At 70.2% G+C, this 15,717-nt stretch carries 14 protein-coding genes; 7 read left to right on the forward strand and 7 right to left on the reverse strand.

What is annotated here, in order from left to right; all coding sequences use genetic code 11:
- The first annotated feature begins 297 nt into the window (after positions 1 to 297).
- The 4 genes from ACIQRL_RS20555 (at position 298) to ACIQRL_RS20570 (ending at position 5,404) form a co-directional block, all read left to right on the forward strand.
- Positions 298 to 1,581, forward strand: coding sequence for an extracellular solute-binding protein (locus ACIQRL_RS20555; RefSeq protein WP_401333150.1), 1,284 nt, complete (start codon positions 298 to 300; stop codon positions 1,579 to 1,581).
- A gap of 146 nt (positions 1,582 to 1,727) precedes the next feature.
- Positions 1,728 to 2,714 carry a carbohydrate ABC transporter permease gene (locus tag ACIQRL_RS20560; protein ID WP_401333151.1) on the forward strand — a complete coding sequence of 329 codons (987 nt, stop codon included), beginning with the start codon at positions 1,728 to 1,730 and terminating at the stop codon, positions 2,712 to 2,714.
- Positions 2,711 to 3,586 carry a carbohydrate ABC transporter permease gene (locus tag ACIQRL_RS20565; RefSeq protein WP_401333153.1) on the forward strand — a complete coding sequence of 292 codons (876 nt, stop codon included), beginning with the start codon at positions 2,711 to 2,713 and terminating at the stop codon, positions 3,584 to 3,586. The genes ACIQRL_RS20560 and ACIQRL_RS20565 overlap by 4 nt, the downstream gene beginning before the upstream one ends.
- Before the next feature lie 9 nt (positions 3,587 to 3,595).
- Positions 3,596 to 5,404 carry a glycoside hydrolase family 3 protein gene (locus ACIQRL_RS20570; protein ID WP_401333156.1) on the forward strand — a complete coding sequence of 603 codons (1,809 nt, stop codon included), beginning with the start codon at positions 3,596 to 3,598 and terminating at the stop codon, positions 5,402 to 5,404.
- 94 nt (positions 5,405 to 5,498) lie between these two features.
- Here ACIQRL_RS20570 and nagB read toward each other — a convergent pair whose 3' ends face one another.
- A complete protein-coding gene (gene nagB / locus ACIQRL_RS20575) occupies positions 5,499 to 6,284 on the reverse strand; it encodes a glucosamine-6-phosphate deaminase (RefSeq protein ID WP_401333157.1) in 786 nt (261 codons plus the stop codon).
- A 660-nt stretch (positions 6,285 to 6,944) separates the two neighbouring features.
- On the opposite strand from nagB, the gene ACIQRL_RS20580 reads away from it, so the two are divergent.
- Positions 6,945 to 8,411, forward strand: coding sequence for a PAS domain-containing sensor histidine kinase (locus ACIQRL_RS20580; RefSeq protein ID WP_401333399.1), 1,467 nt, complete (start codon positions 6,945 to 6,947; stop codon positions 8,409 to 8,411).
- Positions 8,412 to 8,664: 253 nt separating this feature from the next.
- Here ACIQRL_RS20580 and ACIQRL_RS20585 read toward each other — a convergent pair whose 3' ends face one another.
- Positions 8,665 to 8,922 carry a WhiB family transcriptional regulator gene (locus ACIQRL_RS20585; RefSeq protein WP_006380970.1) on the reverse strand — a complete coding sequence of 86 codons (258 nt, stop codon included), beginning with the start codon at positions 8,920 to 8,922 and terminating at the stop codon, positions 8,665 to 8,667.
- A gap of 317 nt (positions 8,923 to 9,239) precedes the next feature.
- Complete coding sequence (locus ACIQRL_RS20590; RefSeq protein ID WP_401333159.1) at positions 9,240 to 10,208, reverse strand: diacylglycerol/lipid kinase family protein; 969 nt, start codon at positions 10,206 to 10,208, stop codon at positions 9,240 to 9,242.
- Between the two features lie 170 nt (positions 10,209 to 10,378).
- Here ACIQRL_RS20590 and ACIQRL_RS20595 point away from each other — a divergent pair, with 170 nt between their 5' ends.
- Positions 10,379 to 10,831: a hypothetical protein gene (locus tag ACIQRL_RS20595; RefSeq protein ID WP_401333162.1), complete on the forward strand. Its 453-nt coding sequence runs from the start codon at positions 10,379 to 10,381 to the stop codon at positions 10,829 to 10,831.
- A gap of 7 nt (positions 10,832 to 10,838) precedes the next feature.
- Here ACIQRL_RS20595 and ACIQRL_RS20600 read toward each other — a convergent pair whose 3' ends face one another.
- The 3 genes from ACIQRL_RS20600 to ACIQRL_RS20610 all read right to left on the reverse strand — a co-directional run bounded on the left by ACIQRL_RS20600 (position 10,839) and on the right by ACIQRL_RS20610 (position 12,954).
- On the reverse strand, positions 10,839 to 11,954 hold the full coding sequence (locus ACIQRL_RS20600) for an RNA polymerase sigma factor SigF (RefSeq protein WP_401333164.1): 1,116 nt from the start codon (positions 11,952 to 11,954) through the stop codon (positions 10,839 to 10,841).
- Positions 11,955 to 11,971: 17 nt separating this feature from the next.
- Positions 11,972 to 12,385: an anti-sigma regulatory factor gene (locus ACIQRL_RS20605; RefSeq protein WP_054228129.1), complete on the reverse strand. Its 414-nt coding sequence runs from the start codon at positions 12,383 to 12,385 to the stop codon at positions 11,972 to 11,974.
- 308 nt (positions 12,386 to 12,693) lie between these two features.
- Positions 12,694 to 12,954: a UBP-type zinc finger domain-containing protein gene (locus ACIQRL_RS20610; RefSeq protein WP_401333167.1), complete on the reverse strand. Its 261-nt coding sequence runs from the start codon at positions 12,952 to 12,954 to the stop codon at positions 12,694 to 12,696.
- A gap of 62 nt (positions 12,955 to 13,016) precedes the next feature.
- Between ACIQRL_RS20610 and ACIQRL_RS20615 the strand changes: the two genes are divergently transcribed.
- Positions 13,017 to 14,612, forward strand: coding sequence for a Na+/H+ antiporter (locus ACIQRL_RS20615; RefSeq protein WP_401333170.1), 1,596 nt, complete (start codon positions 13,017 to 13,019; stop codon positions 14,610 to 14,612).
- On the opposite strand, the gene ACIQRL_RS20620 is transcribed toward ACIQRL_RS20615, so the two are convergent.
- A complete protein-coding gene (locus tag ACIQRL_RS20620; RefSeq protein WP_401333402.1) occupies positions 14,594 to 15,550 on the reverse strand; it encodes a 1-aminocyclopropane-1-carboxylate deaminase/D-cysteine desulfhydrase in 957 nt (318 codons plus the stop codon). The two genes, ACIQRL_RS20615 and ACIQRL_RS20620, sit on opposite strands and share 19 nt — an antisense overlap.
- Positions 15,551 to 15,717: the final 167 nt, after the last annotated feature.

The raw sequence follows: 15,717 nt of genomic DNA on the forward strand, positions 1-15,717 counted from the left end.
CGGAGACGGTCGCCCGGACGGCCCGGTGATGGTTCGTCCGCAGGCCAGGGATGGTTCCCTCCGCAGGCGGTGAACGGGCCTGCTATTTATGCCGCTTACCTACTTAAAGGTCCTTGCATATGTAGGTCCCATAACGGACGACTGGACGGGCTTACGCACCCTTGACACCCCCCTAGGTCTAGGCCAAGCTCCCCGTACTGGTCTACACCATTGGTCCAGTCCCGGCCCCACGGGCGGTACACGGCGTATGTCACCGCGGGGAGCAGGGGGGTTTGTGGCATCCCTGAGGAGGGTGGCGTGAAGCGCAAGCTGGTAGCCGCGATCGGTATCGCGGGCATGATGTTCTCCATCGCGGCGTGCGGGAACGACAAGGGGTCCGGGGGGTCGGACAAGGGTGCGGACGCCAAGGAGCTGACGGTCTGGCTCACGGTCGACGCGCAGAACAACTGGCCGGAGCTGGTCAAGGCGGCCGACACGGCGATCCAGGCGAAGCACCCGGGCGTCAAGATCAACCACGAGTACTACGGCTGGCCGGACAAGAACACCAAGCTCGACGCGGTCCTCGCCACCGACAAGGCGCCGGACGTGGTCGAGATGGGCAACACCGAGATGCTCGGCTACATGGTCAAGGGTGCCTTCGCTCCCCTCGACACGTCGAAGTTCGAGAACGCGGACGCCTGGCTGGACGGCCTCAAGGCCTCCGTCACCTACGACGGCAAGACCTACGGCGTGCCGTACTACGCCGGTGGCCGCGTCGGCAACTGGCGCAAGGACGTCGCCGCCTCGGTCGGCGTGAAGACCCCGCCGAAGACGTACCAGGAGCTCACCTCCGCTCTGGACAAGATCCAGAAGAAGGAGGGCAGCAAGTTCAGCGCCTGGTACCAGCCCACCCGCGACTGGTACGCGGCCATGTCCTTCGTCTACGACGCCGGCGGCTCCATCGCCAAGCAGGAGGGCGGCCAGTGGAAGGGCAACCTCTCCTCGCCCGAGTCGCAGAAGGGCCTCACCGAGTTCAAGAACGTCGTCGACAAGTACATGCACGGCGACAAGACCAAGGACGAGTCCGACCGTTACATCGTCTACGGCCAGGGCAAGTCCGGCATGATCTTCGGTGCCGCCTGGGAGGGCGCGACCGCCGAGGACCCGAAGAGCGACAAGACCGGCAAGCTCAAGGGCAACCTCGAGAACTTCGTGATGCCCGGCCCGTCCGGCAAGAACCTCCCGGTCTTCCTGGGCGGCTCCGACCTCGCCGTCCCGGTGAAGTCGAAGGCGCAGGCGCTGGCCGCCGAGTGGATCAACGCGTTCACCGGCGCCAAGGGCCAGAAGGGCCTGATGGGCAAGGGCAACCTGCCCAACAACAAGACCGACCTCGCCACCCTGAAGAACGACCCGGCGACGGTCGTCCCGGCCACCGCGGCCGAGTCCAACTGGTTCGTGCCGATGGCGCCGGGCTGGGGCCAGGTCGAGAAGGCCCAGGTCCTGCAGACCATGCTGCAGAACATCGGCACCGGCAAAAAGTCGGTGGCGGACGCCGCGAAGGAAGCGGACGCCGCGATCGACAAGGTCATCAACGTCAAGTGACCTGAGAGCAGGGCCCCGTCGGTCCTCCGTCACGGAGGGGCGGGGCCCTGTCTCCCGTACGGCCCGGCCCGGGGTCCGCCCCCGCGGTGCCCGGCCGTGCGGGACTTCGCCTTCGTACGACCTGAGGGACCGCTGAGGAGCGCGCGATGAGTGCCGCAGACACGACCACCCCCGCCAAGGTGCCGCCACCGCGGCAGGCACCGCCACCGGCCGTCGCCGAGGCGCCACGCGCCAAGCGGACCGCGGGCACAGCGGCGGCCCCCTGGGTCCTGCTCGCCCCGTGTCTGCTGATCCTCGCGCTGGTCCTCGGCTATCCGCTGGTACGCCTGGTCACGCTCTCCTTCCAGAAGTTCGGGCAGTCCCAGCTCTGGGGCTTCCAGCCGGCCGAGTCGGTCGGCTTCGACAACTTCTCCAAGGTGTTCTCGGACAGCGAGTTCTGGGCGGTGGTCGTCCGGACCGTCCTCTTCGCCGGCGGGGCCGTCGTCTTCACGATGGTCGTCGGCATGCTCATCGCGCTGCTCCTCCAGCGGGTCTCCGGCTGGGTGAAGACACTCATCAACATCGCGCTGGTGGCGAGCTGGGGCATGCCCATCATCGTGGCCACCACGGTCTTCAAGTGGCTCTTCGACTCCGACTACGGCGTCTTCAACGCGCTGCTCAGCAAGCTTCCCGGCGTCGACATGATCGGCCACAACTGGTTCGCGAGCGGTACCCAGGGCCTGAGCGTGATCATGCTCCTGGTCGTGTGGGGCGCGGTGCCGTTCGTCGTCATCACCCTCAGCGCGGGACTCACCCAGGTGCCCGCCGAGCTGGAGGAGGCCGCACGGCTCGACGGCGCGGGCGCCTGGGGCGTCTTCCGCCACGTCACGCTGCCGATCCTCAAGCCGATCATCGTGATGCTCACGACCCTCTCCGTCATCTGGGACATGGGTGTCTTCCCGCAGGTCTTCGTCATGCGGGGCGGCCACCCGGAGGCGGAGTTCCAGCTCCTCACCACGTACTCGTACGACCGCGCCTTCGTCGTCAACGACTACGCGCAGGGGTCGGCGATCGCCGTGCTGACCGTGCTGCTCCTGCTGGGCGTGGTGGCCGTGTACATGCGTCAGATGCTGCAGATCGGAGAGGTCGAATGAGTGCCGTCGCCACGTCCGGGCGTACGTCCGCCACGGGGCGGAAGTCCTCCGGGCCCCGCAAGTCCAAGCTCGGCTGGAACGTCCTCGGTCTGCTCGTCTTCGTCGTCGCGGGCTTCCCCGTCTACTGGATGCTCAACACGGCCATCAAGCCGGCCAAGGACGCCATCGACCCCGATCCGAGCCTGTTCCCCACGGGGTTCACGCTCGACAACTTCCGCCGCGCGCTGAACATCGCCGACTTCTGGGGCCCGGTCGGCCGCAGTCTGATCGTGTCGCTCTCGGTCGTCGTGATCGGCATCGTGGTGGGGATGCTGGCCGCGCTGGCCATCTCCCGCTTCGCCTTCCGCGGCCGCAAGGCCGTGATCGTCGGCATCCTCGCGGTCCAGATGGTCCCGCTGGTCGCCATGATCATCCCGATCTTCCTGCTGCTGAACGACCTCGGGCAGTACGACAAGCTCTCCGGTCTGATCATCACGTATCTGACCTTCATCCTCCCCTTCACGGTGTGGACGCTGCGCGGCTTCATCGTCAACATCCCGAAGGAGCTGGAGGAGGCGGCGATGGTCGACGGATGCAGCCGCACGGGCGCCTTCATCCGCGTGGTCTTCCCGCTGCTGGCCCCCGGCATGGTCGCGACCTCCGTCTACGCCTTCATCCAGGCGTGGAACGAATACCTCTACGCCCTCATGCTGCTGAGCCAGCAGAATCAGACCGCCACCGTCTGGCTCGGCAACTTCACCACCAAGCACGGCACCGAGTACGCCCCGATGATGGCCGGATCCACCATGATGGCCGTGCCGATCGTCGTCCTGTTCCTCCTCGTCCAGCGCAAGATGGCCGCGGGTCTGACCGCGGGCGCCGTGAAGGGATAACGCCTCCCGATGACGACATTCGCCAGTGGTACCACTGCGTCCCATCCAAAGGACGGCCTGACGCGCGACGCCCTGACCGTGCTCCAGCCCGGCTTCACCGGGACCACGGCTCCGGACTGGCTGCTGCGCCGTCTCGGTGAAGGGCTCGCCTCCGTCGGCCTGTTCGGCCGCAACATCGCCTCGCCCGATCAACTGGCAGCTCTGACCGCCCAGTTGCGCGTCGAACGTAACGATGTCCTCGTCGCCATCGACGAGGAGGGCGGCGACGTCACCCGCCTGGAGGTGCGCACCGGGTCGTCCTTCCCGGGCAACCACGCGCTGGGCGCCGTCGACGACGTGGCGCTCACCGAGGCCGTCGCCCTCGAACTCGGCCGCCGGCTGGCCGCGTGCGGAGTGAACCTCAACTGGGCGCCGTCCGCCGACGTGAACTCCAACCCGGCCAACCCGGTCATCGGCGTACGGTCCTTCGGCGCCGACACCGACCTGGTGGCCCGGCACACGGCCGCGTACGTCACCGGCCTCCAGGCCGCCGGCGTCGCCGCCTGCACGAAGCACTTCCCGGGCCACGGGGACACCGCGGTGGACTCCCACCACGCCCTGCCCCGCATCGACGCGGACCTGTCGGTCCTCCAGTCCCGCGAACTCGTCCCCTTCCGGGCCGCGATCGCCGCGGGCAGCCGTGCCGTGATGAGCGCGCACATCCTCGTCCCGGCCCTGGACCCGGACCGCCCGGCCACCCTCTCCCGCCGCATCCTCACCGGTCTGCTGCGCGAGGAACTCGGCTACGACGGTCTGATCGTCACCGACGGCATGGAGATGCAGGCCATCGCGGCGACGTACGGCATCGAGCGGGGCAGCGTGCTGGCCATCGCGGCCGGCGCGGACGCCATCTGCGTCGGCGGCGGACTGGCGGACGACGACACCGTGCGCCGCCTGCGCGACGCACTGGTCTCCGCCGTCCGCACCGGTGAACTCCCCGAGGAACGCCTCGCGGACGCGGCGAACCGGGTGCGGGCACTGGCCGCGTGGACAGCCGCGGCCTCCGCGATCCCGAAGGCATCCCCGGCCGCCTCCGCCTCGGCCGTCGTCTCCCGCACGAATGGCTTGAACGGCTCGAACGCTTCGAACATCTCGGGCGGTACGGACGGTACGAGCGGTACGGGTGGCGTGAACGGTACGGGCGGTACGGCTGGTACGGACGGGGCGAGCGGTACCGGCGCTACGCGCGGTGCGGCGGATACGGACAGCCCGGCCGGTACAAGCGGCTCGCACAGCCCGGCCGGTACGAGCGGCTCGGAGGGCTCGAACCGTTCAAGCCGTACGGGCGGCACGAGCGCGACGGGCGGTACGGGCCGTACGGGCACGGGCGGAGCGTCCGACGTCGGTCTGATCGCCGCCCGGCGCGCGCTCACCGTGACCCGCTCGGCGTCGTACGCCCCGCTCACCGAGGCTCCCTACGTCGCCGCGCTCACCCCGGTCGCGAACATCGCGGTCGGTGACGAGACCCCCTGGGGCGTGGCGGCGGAGCTGGCCCGGCTGCTTCCCGGCACCGAGACCGGCAGTTTCAACGGCGAGGACGCGGGCTCCGCGGCACTCGCCGCCGCGGGCGCGCGGCCCCTCGTCGCGGTCGTCCGCGACGAACACCGTCACCCCTGGATGGCGACCGCCCTCGACACCCTGCTCGCCTCCCGCCCCGACACCGTCGTGGTCGAGATGGGCGTCCCCCAGTCGGCACCCCGGGGTGCCCTGCACATCGCCACCCACGGCGCGGCACGGGTGTGCGGCCAGGCGGCGGCGGAGGTCATCGCGGGGGAGTAGCCGACCGGCCCCCGGGCCGCACAGCACAGGTGCCGGGCTCCCTCGGGAGGCCCGGCACCTGCGTGTTCCGTTCGGCCCGCGCGGTGGCCGCGTCCTAGATGCCCTGCCAGTCCGGCTTGGCGGCGAACGTGTGCCGGAAGTAGTCCGCGAGCTTCAGCTTGGACGCGGCGGCGTCGTCGACGACCACCGTCGCGTGCGGGTGCAATTGCAGCGCCGACGCCGGGCAGACCGCCGCGACCGGCCCCTCGACGGTCGCCGCCACGGCGTCCGCCTTGCCCTCGCCGGTCGCGAGCAGCACCAGGTGCCGCGCCTCCAGGATCGTGCCGATGCCCTGGGTGATGACGTGGTGCGGTACCTGCTCGATGTCGCCGTCGAAGAACCGCGCGTTGTCCACCCGGGTCTGCTCGGTCAGCGTCTTGATCCGGGTCCGGGAGGCGAGCGAGGAGCACGGCTCGTTGAACCCGATGTGCCCGTCCGTCCCGATCCCCAGCAACTGGAGGTCGACCCCGCCGGCCGCCGCCAGCGCCTTGTCGTACGCCTCGCACGCGGCCTGGACGTCCGCCGCGGTGCCGTCGGGCCCCATGAACGCGTCCATGCCGAGGCCCAGCGGCTCCAGCACCTCGCGGCGCAGCACGGAACGGTAGGACTCCGGGTGCTCGGCGGGCAGCCCCACGTACTCGTCGAGCTGCGCGATGCGCGCACCCGAGGCGTCCACGGCACCGGAACCCGCTCGGGCCGCCAGCGCCGCGTAGATGGGCAGCGGCGTCGAGCCGGTGGCCACGCCGAGCAGCGCGTCGGGCTTGCGCCTGAGCAGTTCCGCCATGGCCTCGGCGATCAGCTCGCCGCCCGCCTTGGCGTCCGGGACGATGACAACTTCCACGCTGGGCCTGCCGATCTGGAGAGGGGACTCAGGAACGCAACCGAATCCGAAGGGGGACACATGTGGTATAGACCAATCTAGCAGAGCGTCACCCTTCCGTCGCCCCGGATCGGGGCGCGTCCCGGTGCGACATACCGAACCGGCCAGGCCCCTGCCGGACTCGCCCGGCCGCGCTCGCGCTCGCGCCCTCGCCGGCCCTCCCGGCCGCGGCCCGGACCCGCCCGGCTCGCTCGTCCGGCGACTCCGCCCGTTCATGAACCGAAGCGGGATAGTCTGACGGGCGCTCCTGGTGTTGGATAAGCGGACAGCGAAGAACATCCGCGGTCGCGCGGGCTGCGGACTCATGGACGCGGACGCATGGTCTAGTCCACAATGCTTTGAGAAACTGAACAAGCCTCCGTCTTCCCCGCACAGGAGGACGGACCGAGGATCCGGCGCTCTCTGCCCTGACTGCTCCGGCTCCTCTCTTCGGCCGACCGGGACCGCACACCCCGCGGCCGTTGTTGCTCCGGGCTGCGGTGCCGGGAGGGTTGAGGGTCCCTCCCAGGCGCCGCGGCCCGCGGGTGTTTCCGGGCCCTGTGGCGCCCCTGGGAGCCCCGCGAGGGTGGCCGATTTCCGGACCTGTCGGATCCTCCGGGTACGCTCGCACTCGTGCCCTCCATGAACGACCTCGTACGCCAGCACACCGCTCTCGGTGACTCCGATCTCGAGTGGCTGCATCTGCTGGTCTCGGAGTGGCAGCTGCTCTCCGACCTCTCCTTCGCCGACCTCGTCCTGTGGGTTCCCACGCGCGACGGCACCCGCTACGTCTCGGTCGCCCAGATGCGCCCCAACACCGGGCCCACCTCGTACCAGGACGACATGGTCGGTCACCTGGTCCCGCGCGGCCGCCGCCCTCTGCTGGACGCGGCGCTCGACGAGGGCCGGATCGTGCGCGAGGGCGATCCCGAATGGCGCGAGGAGGTGCCGGTCCGGGTCGAGTCCATTCCCGTACGACGGGAGGGCCGCGTCCTCGGCGTCATCGCCCGCAACACCAACCTGCTCACCGTGCGCACCCCGAGCCGCCTCGAACTGACGTATCTGCAGAGCGCCTCCGACCTCGCGCAGATGATCGCGGCGGGCACCTTCCCGTTCCCCGACCAGCAGGTCGACATGGACGCCTCGCCGAGGGTCGGCGACGGACTCATCCGCCTCGACGCGGACGGTGTCGTCCAGTACGCCTCACCGAACGCGCTCTCCGCCTACCACCGCCTCGGCCTGGCCGCCGACCTGGTGGGCTGCAACCTCGGCTCCACGACCGCCGAACTCGCCCCGTCCCGGGGCCCGGTGGACGAGGCGCTGTCCAAGGTCGCCAGCGGCTGGGCGCCCCGCGAGTTCGAGATCGAGAGCGCCGAGGGCGTGATCCAGCTGCGGGCGATCCCGCTCAAGCCCAAGGGCACCCGGGTCGGTTCCCTGGTCCTGCTCCGCGATGTCACCGAACTGCGCCGCCGCGAGCGCGAATTGATCACCAAGGACGCCACCATCCGGGAGATCCATCACCGGGTGAAGAACAACCTCCAGACGGTGGCGGCCCTGCTGCGGCTGCAGGCCCGCCGTATCGAGTCCGACCGCGGGCGGGAAGCCCTGGAGGAGGCCGTGCGCCGGGTCGGGTCCATCGCGATCGTGCACGAGACGCTCTCCCAGAACCTGGACGAGCGGGTGGAGTTCGACGAGATCGCCGACCGGGTGCTCGCCATGGTCGCCGAGATCTCCCCCGGCAAGGTCACCGGCCGGCGCACCGGACGCTTCGGCATCCTGGACGCCGAGGTCGCGACCCCGCTCTCGATGGTCCTCACCGAGATCCTGCAGAACGCGCTGGAGCACGGCTTCCGCGAGGGCGACCGGGGCACCGTCGAGGTCTCCGCGGTGCGCGGCGGCACCTCCAAGGACGCCCGGCTGCTGGTCACCGTGACGGACGACGGGGTCGGACTGCCCGAGGGCTTCGACCCGCACCGCTCGGGCAACCTCGGCCTGCAGATCGTACGGACGCTGGTGGAGGGCGAGTTGGGCGGCACCTTCGACATGGTGGCCGCTCCGGAGCGCGGCACCCAGGTGCTGCTGGACATTCCGGTGATCGTCCCCAAGTAGCCGGCCCGCACACGATGGGCGTACGGCTCGCACAAGTGGCCTATGGGCAGGGGCGGTCGGCGCTCACGGGAGAGTGTCACTCACTGTGACGGATCCCGGACGCGAACAGCAATGAGCCCCGGACCACCAGGTGGTCCGGGGCTGAAAGCTCGTTGCATCAAGCGCATCGGGGTACTGCGCGCTGCGGCTCGGGGGCGGGAGTTGCGTACTCGCTGTACGCGCCGCCAAGCTCAGGCTCGTGCGGGGTGGAACGTCAGGCGGTGGCCTGACGAGCTCGGTTGCGGGCGGCACGGCGCTTCATTGCGCGGCGCTCGTCCTCGCTGAGGCCACCCCAGACGCCGGAGTCCTGGCCGGACTCGAGCGCCCACTGCAGACACTGCTCCATGACGGGGCAGCGGCGGCAGACGGCCTTGGCTTCCTCGATCTGCAGCAGCGCAGGACCGGTGTTGCCGATGGGGAAGAAGAGCTCGGGGTCTTCCTCGCGGCAAACGGCGTTGTGACGCCAGTCCATGGCTGCTACCTCTCCTTGGTATTACATGCACGTTGCTTGTGAATGTGAACGCTTTCACGAATCCCTCAACAAGTGAAGGGCCGACAACCAGACGGACTGGTGTGGTCCTTTGATGTGAGGAGGGGTTCCGGTGCTCTGGGGGCCGATGGTGCGGGCCGTCCCGAGCGCCACGTAGAGACTCGCAAACCTCAGCGGCGGATACAACCCCTTCTGAAAAGTTTTTTTTGATTCCTCGGTGTCGGCTGAGTCACAGCCGTACTTCCATGGGGTGGACCCTGGTCTAAACGTTCGAGTGAAAGGATTTTGGCCCCTTCCGCTCACACAATCACACGCAGTGCACGGCGTACGCCTGTGAACGTCACGCTTGTACGCAGTCCCAGATGGTCGCCGTCCATCTGAAGGGGTAGTGGAACCTTGGAATGCAAGGTGAAGTCCGTCAGGTCATGCAGAGTGACGGCGTGCTTGCCCTGGGGTCCACGCTCGGGGGACGAAGTGAGCAACTGAGTGGCATACCGGGCAGCCGAGGCCGTCGACATGCGGCTGAGGGCGAGTACGTCGAGTCCGGTATCGAACGAGGCCTTAGGCGTCGCGTACACCGGACGATTGCCGAGAAACGTCCACGGCGAGGTGTTGCAGATGATGGACAGGACCAGATCGGTGACCGGGTCCGCGCCGGGACGCTCCAGGGTGATCATTCCGTGCCGGCGATGAGGTTCGTCCCAAAACTGGCGTGCCACTTGGCGGAGATACAGCGCATGGGTGGAGCGTCGGCCGAGCTCGCGCTGCTGCTCGACCCGGCCCACCACGCCCGCGTCGAAGCCGAGACCGGCGCAGAAGGTGAACCAGCGGGAGGGCACGGACTCGTCCTCGGTGCCGGGAGTCCCCGCGGCGAGGCCGAGACCGACGGTGCGCTCGCGCTCCTCGCGCAGCGCGTCCAGCAGGGCGCCGGTCGCCTCCACGGCGTCGTTCGGCAGGCCGAGGGCGCGGGCGAAGACATTGGTGGAGCCGCCGGGGACCACGGCGAGGCGGGGAAGACGCTGCGGGTCGGGGCCCCGGTACAGGAGACCGTTCACGACCTCGTTGACCGTGCCGTCCCCGCCGAGGGCCACGACCAGGTCTATGTCGTCGCTGTCCGAAGCCTGCCGGCCGAGGTCCCGGGCGTGCCCGCGGTACTCGGTGGTGACCACCTCGAGCTTCATCTCACTGGCCAACGCGTGGATCAGGACGTCACGCGTACGCGCACTGGTGGTGGTTGCCGCCGGATTGACCACAAGAAGTGCACGCATGCGATGCAGCGTACCTACTGGGTGGTACTCGTCCCAGACCGAGGTAGGGATCCAGTAAGAGTCCCGGGAGGTGCCGGGGGTGCGGCGACGGACCGGTGCGAGCCCCGGAACCGGGCGGTGACCGGCCCCGGGACGCTGGGCGGTCCGGGGTCGACGGCTACTCTTCGGGGGTGAGCCGTGAGCAGAATCCCACTCCCGAAGCCCCCCTCTCCGAACCCCGCCCCGGACGGCTGACCGCCGCGGCGGCGCTGGCCGCGCTGGAAGGCGCCGCCCTGGTGGCGGGCGGCGTGTGCATCCTCGTGCTCGGTCTCACGGGCGACTCCGGCAGCCGCCGGCAGGGCGTGACCGGCGGTGTGACGCTGATCGTGCTGGCCCTGCTGCCGCTCCTGGCCGCGCGCGGTCTGCTGCTGCGCCGGAGCTGGAGCCGGGGCCCGGCCCTCGTCACCCAGATCCTGGCGCTGCCTGTCGCCTACACCCTGCTCCAGGCCGACAGCGTCGCGATCCCCGCCGGCATCGCCCTCGCGGTCGTCGCGGTGGCGGCCCTGGTGCTGCTGGTGAATCCGGCAACGACGCGGGCCCTCGGAATCCGAGGGCCCGGCGGCGACGTACAGAACGAGAAGTAGGCGGGTCTCACTCCTCGACGAGGAGCTTCTCCCGGAGCTGGGCCAGGGTGCGGGCCAGCAGCCGCGAGACGTGCATCTGTGAGATGCCGACCTCCTGCGCGATCTGCGACTGCGTCATGTTGCCGAAGAAGCGCAGGAGCAGGATCCGCTTCTCCCGCGGCGGCAGGTCCTCAAGGAGCGGCTTGAGCGACTCCCGGTACTCGACGCCCTCCAGCGCCTCGTCCTCGGCGCCCAGGGTGTCCGCGACGGCCGGGGACTCGTCGTCCGTGTCGGGGACGTCCAGGGACAGCGTGGAGTACGCGTTGGCGGACTCCAGGCCCTCCAGGACCTCCTCCTCCGAGATGGCCAGCTTCTCGGCCAGCTCGTGGACCGTCGGGGAGCGGCCGTGCAGCTGGGAGAGCTCGGCCGTCGCCGTGGTCAGCGCCAGCCGCAGTTCCTGGAGGCGGCGCGGGACGCGCACCGCCCATCCCTTGTCGCGGAAGTGCCGCTTGATCTCGCCGACCACCGTCGGGGTCGCGTACGTCGAGAACTCGACGCCGCGCTCCGGGTCGAAGCGGTCGACCGACTTGATCAGCCCGATCGTCGCGACCTGGGTGAGGTCGTCCAGCGGCTCGCCGCGGTTGCGGAAGCGGCGCGCGAGGTGCTCGACGAGCGGCAGATGCATGCGGACGAGCTGGTTGCGCAGCTCCGCGTACTCGGCGCTGCCGTCCTGCAGCTTGCGCAGCTCGATGAACATCGCCCGCGCCCCGCTGCGGTCCTGCGGGTCGTGCCGGATGTGCTGGGCGCTCGGCCCGTGCTGGATGTGCTGGGCGCTCGGCCCGTGCTGCGCGCCCTGCACGTTCTGCTCCGCGTTTCGCTCGTGCTCGCTCATAGTCCCGCCCGTCACCATTCCCCGAGCTCGCGGCTCTTCCCCCGTGTCCTCGGCTGCGCTCGAACCGGGGGGGCCTCCCCGGACGGGGAAGACCACCGGCTGCGCCGCTGCTGCCGAGGAGACGCCGATCTCCGGATGCGGCCGGGCCTGTTCGGGGATGCCGTCGACGCCGTCCGCCGTGTGCCGCGACCCGTCCGGGCCGTCGGCGCGCTCCGCGGGAGGCTCCCGTGTGCCGCGCTCTTCGTCCCGCACCGGCCCGTCCCCGTTCCTCACGCCGGCCCGGGTCCCGCGCCGCGCTGTTTGTAGAGGCTGATCGAAACGGTCTTGTCCTCGGCGACGGTGGAGTCGACCTTGCCCGCGAGCGCCGACAGCACGGTCCACGCGAAGGTGTCACGTGACGGAGCGTGACCGTCGGTGGTCGGGGCGGAGACCGTGACCTCCAGTGAGTCGTCGATCAGCCGGAAGACACAGCTGAGCACCGAACCGGGGACGGCCTGCTGCAGCAGGATCGCGCAGGCCTCGTCCACCGCGATGCGCAGATCCTCGATCTCGTCGAGGGTGAAGTCCAAACGGGCCGCCAGCCCGGCCGTGGCCGTGCGCAGTACCGACAGGTAGGCACCCGCGGCCGGCAGCCGGACTTCCACGAAGTCCTTCGTCGCGGGCTCGCCTGCGATCTGGGACACCCTCACCTCCATGGTGGTACAAGCTCATTCGAGCTCTTTCGGGGGCCGAGGGTCGCCCCCCGGGGTAACGCGCTACGTCGTTCAGCGGTGACGCTACCGCGCTCCAGACTTTCCTGTCCTGGGGACCCCGCCCCTTGCTGTCACTCATAGTAAGCACATGAGTACGGACAGTGGCTAGAGGTCTGCGGCCCCAAATAGGAAGAGCGCGCGCCGGGTTGACGTACCCAGACGTCAGACGGTCGAACCGTCCGGATCGTGAGTCACGCGCGTACGTGATCCACGGCTCGGACGTGTCCGTGATCCACGGCTCAGACGAGTACGTGGTCCACGAAACACCAACGCCAGTTCTCCCCCTGCTCGAACGTGCGCATGATCGGATGTCCGGTGTCCTTGTGGTGCCCCGAGGCGTGCCGCAGCGGTGAGGAGTCACAACAGGCGAGATGCCCGCACTCGAGACACAGCCGAAGCTGCACCGGGTGGGTACCGGCGGCCACGCACTCCAGGCAGGTCTCGCTCCCGGGGTCGGGTTCGGGCTGCGGCAGCGCGTCGGCGTGCGTGCACTGTTTCATGATGGCCAGGTTACGTCGGGCGTGCGGTGTGCCGCGCGGAAAACGAGGGTGGGCGGAAGACGATGGATGTGCTGCCACTGCTGTTGCTGGTCGCGGGGAGCGCGGCGGTGGCCGGGGCCGCCCGCCGTACCCCGGTCCCGGCACCTCTGCTGATCGTCGCCGTGGCCCTGATGGTCTCGTACGTCCCCGGGGTGCCCGCGTACGAACTCGACCCCGACATCGTGCTCCCGCTGGTGCTGCCCCCGCTGCTGTACACGGCGGCCACCGACAGCTCCTACCTCGACCTGAGGGCCCACTTGAGGCCCGTCGCGCTGCTGTCGGTCGGGTACGTCCTCTTCGCGACCCTCGTGGTCGGCTGGGCCGCCTATCTGCTCGTACCGGGCCTGCCGCTGCCCGCGGCGCTGGTGCTCGGCGCCGTGGTGGCGCCGCCGGACGCGGTGGCCGCGACGGCGGTGGCGCGCCGGGTGGGACTGCCCTCACGGATCACCACGATCCTGCAGGGCGAGTCCCTGGTGAACGACGCGACCGCGATCACCGCCTACAAGGTGGCGCTCGCCGCGGCGGTCGGAGAGGGCGCGACCTGGGCGGGCGGCGTCCGCGAGTTCCTGCTCGCGGCGGTCGGCGGGGTGGTCGTCGGGCTCGTCCTGATGATCCCCATCCACTGGCTGCGCACCCACATGAACGAAGCGCTCCTGCAGAACACCCTCTCCCTGCTGATCCCCTTCGTCGCCTACGGCATCGCCGAGCAGGTGAACGCCTCCGGAGTGCTCGCGGTCGTCGTCGTCGCGCTCTACCTCGGACACCGTTCCTGGGAGGTGGATTTCGCGACCCGGCTCCAGGAGGAGGCCGTGTGGAAGATGGTCGCGTTCGTCCTGGAGTCCGCGGTGTTCGCGCTGATCGGACTCCAACTGCCGGTCGTCCTGGAGGGACTCGGTGCCCACGAGGGCACGAGCGCCGCCTGGTACGCCCTCGCCCTCTTCCTCGTCGTCGTCGCGACCCGTTTCGTGTGGGTGTACCCCGCCACCTTCCTGCCCCGCATCGTGTCGGCGCGCATCCGCGAACGCGAGGACAACCCCACCTGGAAAGGGCCGTTCATCATCGGCTGGGCCGGCATGCGCGGAGTCGTCTCGCTCGCTGTCGCCTTCTCCATCCCGCTCACCGTGCACGGCGGCGGCGCCTTCCCCGACCGCAACATGATCCTCTTCCTGACCTTCACCACCGTCATCGGCACCCTGGTCGTGCAGGGCCTGACCCTGCCCCCGCTGATCCGGCTGCTGAAACTGCCCGGGCGCGACACACAGGCCGAGACGCTCGCCGAGGCCAACGCCCAGGCGCAGGCCTCCCGCGCCGCCGAGGAGCGTCTCGACGAACTCCTCGCCGACGAGCGCAACGCCCTGCCCCCGCCGCTCGCCGAGCGGCTGCGCACGGTCATGGAGCGGCGCCGCAACGCCGTCTGGGAGCGGCTCGGCGCGGTCAACCCGGTCACCGGCGAGACCGCGGACGACACCTACCGCCGCCTCTCCCGCGAGATGATCGGCACCGAGCGCGATGTCTTCGTCAAGCTGCGCGACCACCGCTACATCGACGACGAGATGCTGCGCACGCTGCTGCGCCGGCTGGACCTGGAGGAGGCGGCGGCCTACCGGGAGGCGGCCTGAGGCCCGGCCTGCGCGGCGGGGAACGGCGCTCCGGTGATCACCGCCGCCAGCGTCGTGCCGCGCGGGAACGCGCCCTCCTCGGCGAGGGCGACAAGTCCGTAGAGCATCTTGGCGACATAGAGACGTTCGATCGGCAGCCCGTGACGCTGCTCGAAGTCCTCGGCGAAGGCGTCGAGTTCGGGAGTCGTGCGGGCGTAGCCGCCGAAGTGGAAACGCTCGTCCAGGGACCAGGTTCCGCGCCGGGCGCCGAACGCGGCCGTCTGGAGGGCCGTCGTCTCCGCGTCGAGGAAGCCGCCCCGCAGGACCGGGATGCCCAGAGCGCGCTGACCTGGGGCGAGGCCGGCGGCCATCCCGGCGAGGGTGCCGCCGGTGCCGCAGGCGAGGGCGGCCACGTCGATGCCGTCGTGGCCGCGCAGTTCCTCGCCGAGGGCCCGGCAGCCGCGTACGGCGAGGGCGTTGCTGCCGCCCTCGGGCACCACGTACGCGTCCTCGGTACCCGTCGCACGCAGGATCCCGGCCAGCGTCCCCGGCTCCGACGCACGTCGGTACGTCGATCTGTCGACGAAGTGAAGACGCATGCCGTCGGCGGCGCAGCGGGCCAGCGAGGGGTTCAGGGGGCGGTCGGCCAGTTCCTGGCCGCGGACCACGCCGACAGTGGACAGGCCCAGGAGGCGGCCGGCGGCGGCGGTGGCCCGCAGATGGTTCGAGTACGCCCCGCCGAAGGTGACCAGGGGGCGGCCCGCCGCGGCTTCGAGGTTCGGCGTCAGCTTGCGCCACTTGTTGCCGATCAGCTCCGGATGGATCAGATCGTCCCGCTTCAGTACCAGCCGCACCCCGCGCCGCTCGAACCGCCCGTCCACGGCTTCCCACAGCGGCGACGGGACGCAGGGCCGCAGACCGAGCGAGAGACGCGGGCCCCTCGGCCCGACCGGGGTCAGCGGGTCGGCGGGGTCGGCGGGGTCGGCCTGATTTTCCGGGGTGGCCGCGTCGGCCGGGTTGGCGACATCGACCGGGTTGTCCGGGGTGGCTGACCTGGGCCGGTCGGCGGGATCGGCCGGGTTGTCCGGGGTGGCTGACCTGGGCCGGTCGGCGGGATCGGCCGGGT

The organism is Streptomyces sp. NPDC091209, assembly GCF_044757755.1.
Classification (GTDB): Bacteria; Actinomycetota; Actinomycetes; order Streptomycetales; family Streptomycetaceae; genus Streptomyces.

Bases quoted from the DNA above. Each gene is read 5' to 3' on its own strand.
- ACIQRL_RS20560 (WP_401333151.1), top strand. From the start codon at position 1,728: ATGAGTGCCGCAGACACGACCACCCCCGCCAAGGTGCCGCCACCGCGG.
- ACIQRL_RS20565 (WP_401333153.1), top strand. From the start codon at position 2,711: ATGAGTGCCGTCGCCACGTCCGGGCGTACGTCCGCCACGGGGCGGAAG.
- ACIQRL_RS20570 (WP_401333156.1), top strand. From the start codon at position 3,596: ATGACGACATTCGCCAGTGGTACCACTGCGTCCCATCCAAAGGACGGC.
- ACIQRL_RS20580 (WP_401333399.1), top strand. From the start codon at position 6,945: ATGAACGACCTCGTACGCCAGCACACCGCTCTCGGTGACTCCGATCTC.
- ACIQRL_RS20585 (WP_006380970.1), bottom strand. From the start codon at position 8,922: ATGGACTGGCGTCACAACGCCGTTTGCCGCGAGGAAGACCCCGAGCTC.
- ACIQRL_RS20590 (WP_401333159.1), bottom strand. From the start codon at position 10,208: ATGCGTGCACTTCTTGTGGTCAATCCGGCGGCAACCACCACCAGTGCG.
- ACIQRL_RS20610 (WP_401333167.1), bottom strand. From the start codon at position 12,954: ATGAAACAGTGCACGCACGCCGACGCGCTGCCGCAGCCCGAACCCGAC.
- ACIQRL_RS20615 (WP_401333170.1), top strand. From the start codon at position 13,017: ATGGATGTGCTGCCACTGCTGTTGCTGGTCGCGGGGAGCGCGGCGGTG.